Raw genomic sequence first — 4,331 nt, 5'->3', positions numbered from 1 at the left:
CTGTGAACTATCCCGAGCTATCCTACTTGTCAGCCGAGTTCACAGCTGTGAACTCATCATGCAGCATCCCGCCGCATCAAGGCCATGATCATCGGACCGCAGGAGAACTCCCCAATTGCTGCCTTTGAAGATAGGGTTCTCAAGTAGCCTCCAGGTGATCGGATATCCGCAAACCGTTCAAGCATTGCAACGATCACAACAGACGCTTCTTCGGGACCCATATAGCGTTTGGCCTCGTCCCACGCGGACGAGGAAATACCCATCATGGGCCTGACCACATCAGCCACCCGGACCAGATCGTGCCAGTGGCGCACGGGCTGCTCGGAATACGCTTTGAATTCCTGACAGGAGGCGAGGACGAGACCAAGCGGTATGTTCGGCATCAGTTGATCGTCAATAGTTGCCGTTGAGTTGCCCTCATCTTCAGAACACAGAGGACTATTGGCAACTTCTGGAGTTTCGCGCACAGCGCCTCCGCCCCGCGCTTTTTCTAAGCGAGGTTCAAGATCATAAGAGTCTTTATTTGAATTCTGATAGTGCTGCTCAGAAACAGCATCATTGGTGCTCATATTTTCTGTTTCACAGCCATCCAGAAGGCTTCGGGCGTGATCTAAAGCTGACCCCAAAGCGTCTTCGATGCGCCTAAGGTCTTCCATTTCGAGTTTTCTGCGAAGATCTCGGGCCGTTAGGGCCGCAAGATCAGAGAATTGGTCCCAGACGCCTTGATCCGGACGAAGTGAGCGCCCGTACTCGGCCAGCCCTGCGAGGTCACGCCGCATGAGGCTCACAGTGGCACGTAGGCGCTTGTACCGCTCTTCTGCGGCCCGGACGGTCTCAGCGGCCTCACAAACCTCCTGGAAGCGTCGAACGAGCGGAGAGAGGTCGAACCCAAACGCAACCTTTTCGTCGCCGTAGCGGCGGGCATAGCGCTTCCCATTGGGGCTATCGCGCCGGACAACAAAGCCAGTCTGCACAAGGTTGGAGAGATGGCGCCGCATCGTCGAGCAGGGCATGCCGTTCAGGCGCTCGCAAATCGCCTTGTTGGACGGATGTACAATCAATTCGCTGTCATTGCCTCCGAGAATTGTCGCTTGGTGAAAGCTGACCAGCGCCTGAAGCACCGTCAAATCCCGATCGGACAAGCCGAACGCGACTCGAGCGGCAGCGAGCTCCCTCAGGACCTCCCACTTGTTGGCGCCGGCTGGGGGCAGGTCTTCCTGGGTCGCTGCCTGATGTTTCAGGATGGCAGCATCTATCGTTCGCCGGAACGGCGTTACGGGCGTGTATTCCATTTTGTCATTCACGAAGACAAAAATATCCCGGTCCGCGAATCACTTTGGACTTGCGGAAAATAGCTCCGGACACTACCTTGAAGGTGCTAGAAACAAGTTAGGGTCTCGTGGAGTGGTCGCTTTGCGGGACCTTTTCTTTTGCCTTTTCGTGCCTCCTTCTTTGATTTCTGCTCTTCCTCAGTCTTCCGACCGCTGCTTCCAGCGTTCGTGAAGGTCTTCAATCATGTCATGCACTTGCGTCTCGACCCAATCGGCGAAGTCTCCATCCGCCAACTCGATCGATAGGCCCTTGGCAGTGCGTTTGACCGTGCCGCCGCGTTTGCCGCCGATCTTCAGCGGGACGCTGGAAGGTGGGGCAGGGGAGGGCGACTTGGCCGGTTTAATCGCCTTGGTCACAGCCTTTTCTACGGCCAGGAACGCTTGGATGGACGGGTCATTGGTAGAGGCAACGTCATCCACCACCATGGAGGTCTCGGCATTTTCACGTGCCTCTTTCGCGATCCCGATAAGGTCCTCGCGGTCCAGACCATTCTCGTCGATGGCCCGACCAAGGGATTCCCATCGGGGTCGGCCAATGCCATGGGCGGCGCCAATGGCGCGTACCAGATCCGGCCCGACCATGTCCGCGATCGCGATCGCCATAGATATGGACGACTTCGTGACGGTAAGAATTTCTGCAACCTGAGATTGATTTCCGAAGCCGGACGACACAAGGTCCTTTGCGAACAGGGCCTTTTCAATAAAAGACAAATCGCGCCGACCCATGTTCTCCGAAATCTGAGCACGCAGAGCGCTGTCGTCATCCAGGTTGGTGACTAACGCGCGAACCTTGGTAACCTTATCGGACTGACGGATCGCCTCCAGCCTGCGTCGCCCATAGACCAAAAGGTAGCGATCATCTTCACCCGGCGCACGTCGCACGAGGATCGGAACAGTCTGACCGTTCGCCTCAATCGCGTCGCGCAAATCCAGTACATCGGCCGGGTCAAGTCGGTCCGCCATACGCCCGTCTTCGATGCTCGCCGGGTCCAGTTCCCAAACATGATGGGAATCGACCGCGTCGCGGGCGGACCGAAGGGCGCGATTCGAGGTCATCATCGGTGTCACAGCACCTGTCTGAGGGGCAGGGGAGGGGGCCCCAGCTGCCGCGAGACTGTCCAGCATTGACATGCGCTTCTTCTTGCCACTGGTCATGTGCGCCCCCAGGTTTTCTGGATTAGGTCGGCGATCTCGTCATTTAGCGTATTCAGGCTCTCAATCGCGCGATCATAGGTGGAACGCGTGAACGCGCTGCGTTCCACTTCATAAAGTGTCTGCTTGGTCAGGCCCGCATCTGAGATGGCTGTAGACTTCAACATGGGCGAATTCAGCACGGCTTCGCCGTACATTGTTCGCAGGAAAGCCACGATGCGGTTCTGCGGCGCATCCTGCGGCTCGTAGCGGGTCAAAACATAGCGCATCCAGTCATGAGACATGTCAGCGCCGCTCTCGGCGATCACGTCCATGAGGTCGGCTGTCATGCGGAGGAATTGCGACATGGACATCACATCGAGCATCTCTGGATGGATGGTCACCAGAACGCCCGTGGCCGCGGACAGGGCGGACATGGTCAGAAAGCCAAGCTGCGGCGGGCAATCTATGACGACCACGTCGTAGTCCTCATCGACCTGGGCCAGCGCCTCCTTCACGCGGAAGAAGAAAAGTCCGGCATTGCCCTGTGCCAGCGCACGCGGGGTGTCGTGCTCGAATTCCATCAGTTCGAGGTTGCCGGGGATCAAGTCCAAATTGGGGATATAGGTCTTGCGGATGACCGACCGGATCGGCTCCGGGTCCTCATAGCGGATCGCATCGTAGAGAGTGCCACCATCTTCGAGGTCCAATTCCGGCTGAACGCCGTGCAGCGCGGTGAAGGAAGCTTGTGGGTCAAGATCAATGCCCAGCACACGATATCCGCGCAGGGCAAGCCGTTGGGCGAGATGGGCAGAGGTTGTTGTTTTTCCGGACCCACCCTTGAAATTCATCACGCCGATGACTTGAAGATGATCACCTTCTCGTCGTCCGGGAACGTAATCGCCCGGCTTGCGAGCGGTTTTTTCAAGGAGCACACGCAGCGCCTGGATATCCTGCGCCGAGTAAAGACGACGGTTGCCGGCGGTAAGCTCGGGAGAAGGCCCTTTGCCATCCAAGTTGAGTTTGCGAAGATAGGAATCGTTTACGCCGAGTAGCGCCGCAGCCTCACCAGAGGTGAATTTGCGCATGGTCTTCTCGGCATCGGGTGGAAACAGGCTCTCACGTTGCGAATGCAACTGGTTCGCCAGCCATTCCGAATGCTGGCGGATCACCGCGTTGAGATCCTCATGCACAAAGGTATTATCCATCTGCCCTCTCGCTTCCGAGACATCGCGTCTTTGGCGTGTTCACGGAAATTGACGTTTTTTGCCTCGTTTCCGTGACTATTGGCGCAAGAGTCGGATTCGCGCAAGGTTTTTCCACATCTAGTGGGCGGGTCGTCACCGAACACAAGGCTGTTAGGCTTCCTGCTGCATGGTGTAACGCACCGCATCTCACGAAAAGGGACAGGGGAGAACTCTTGTCGGAGGGCTCCAGCATGGCTTTGAGCGCACCAGAGCTTGCCTTTTGGCAGTTCTGGATATACATTATTGGATGTTTATCCATGCCTGAGAGGACAAGATGCAAGTTGCCAAATGGGGAAACTCCCTTGCCGTCCGGCTACCCGCGGATCTTGTGAGGGAACTCGGCTTAAAGGAAGGTGATCAGGTCGACCTGGTAAAGGACGATGGAACCATTCTTGTGAGACGCCAACCTCGTGCCGATGAAGTTCTACAAGGGCTAAGGCGGTTTCGCGGAAAACTGCCCAAGGACGCGCGTCTAAGCCGCGACGCCGCGCATGAGCGCTGAATTCGCAGACACGAATGTTGTGCTCTACCTGCTCGACGATGGTCCAAAGGCTGAGAGGGCGGAGGAAATTCTGGGGCAGGGACCCCGGATCAGCGTTCAGGTCCTGAACGAAGCGATGGT

The 4,331-nt window shown here is 57.0% G+C and carries 4 protein-coding genes and 1 pseudogene; 2 read left to right on the top strand and 3 right to left on the bottom strand.

The window, feature by feature from the left end; genetic code table 11:
* Positions 1-56: 56 nt before the first annotated feature.
* The 3 genes from repC to repA form a co-directional block, all read right to left on the bottom strand.
* The gene (repC, locus tag ACU0DV_RS20720) at positions 57-1,292 is read right to left on the bottom strand and encodes a plasmid replication protein RepC (protein ID WP_446273575.1); all 1,236 of its coding nucleotides are present in this window, start codon (positions 1,290-1,292) and stop codon (positions 57-59) included.
* Between the two features lie 177 nt (positions 1,293-1,469).
* Complete coding sequence (repB, locus tag ACU0DV_RS20715) at positions 1,470-2,486, bottom strand: plasmid partitioning protein RepB (protein WP_446273574.1); 1,017 nt, start codon at positions 2,484-2,486, stop codon at positions 1,470-1,472.
* Positions 2,483-3,670, bottom strand: coding sequence for a plasmid partitioning protein RepA (gene repA / locus ACU0DV_RS20710; RefSeq protein ID WP_027263652.1), 1,188 nt, complete (start codon positions 3,668-3,670; stop codon positions 2,483-2,485). Before repA ends, repB begins: the two co-directional genes overlap by 4 nt.
* A gap of 313 nt (positions 3,671-3,983) precedes the next feature.
* Here repA and ACU0DV_RS20705 point away from each other — a divergent pair, with 313 nt between their 5' ends.
* Positions 3,984-4,211: an AbrB/MazE/SpoVT family DNA-binding domain-containing protein gene (locus tag ACU0DV_RS20705; RefSeq protein ID WP_009815510.1), complete on the top strand. Its 228-nt coding sequence runs from the start codon at positions 3,984-3,986 to the stop codon at positions 4,209-4,211.
* Positions 4,201-4,331 (top strand): annotated as a pseudogene (locus tag ACU0DV_RS20700) (PIN domain-containing protein); the annotation flags it as partial. The gene ACU0DV_RS20705 and the pseudogene ACU0DV_RS20700, both read left to right, overlap by 11 nt.

This window comes from Sagittula sp. (assembly GCF_052825245.1).
This window is presented reverse-complemented; position numbering and strand designations above follow the sequence as displayed.

Excerpts from the sequence above, each read along its gene's own strand:
- repC (WP_446273575.1), bottom strand. The coding sequence starts at position 1,292 with ATGGAATACACGCCCGTAACGCCGTTCCGGCGAACGATAGATGCTGCC.
- repB (WP_446273574.1), bottom strand. The coding sequence starts at position 2,486 with ATGACCAGTGGCAAGAAGAAGCGCATGTCAATGCTGGACAGTCTCGCG.
- repA (WP_027263652.1), bottom strand. The coding sequence starts at position 3,670 with ATGGATAATACCTTTGTGCATGAGGATCTCAACGCGGTGATCCGCCAG.
- ACU0DV_RS20705 (WP_009815510.1), top strand. The coding sequence starts at position 3,984 with ATGCAAGTTGCCAAATGGGGAAACTCCCTTGCCGTCCGGCTACCCGCG.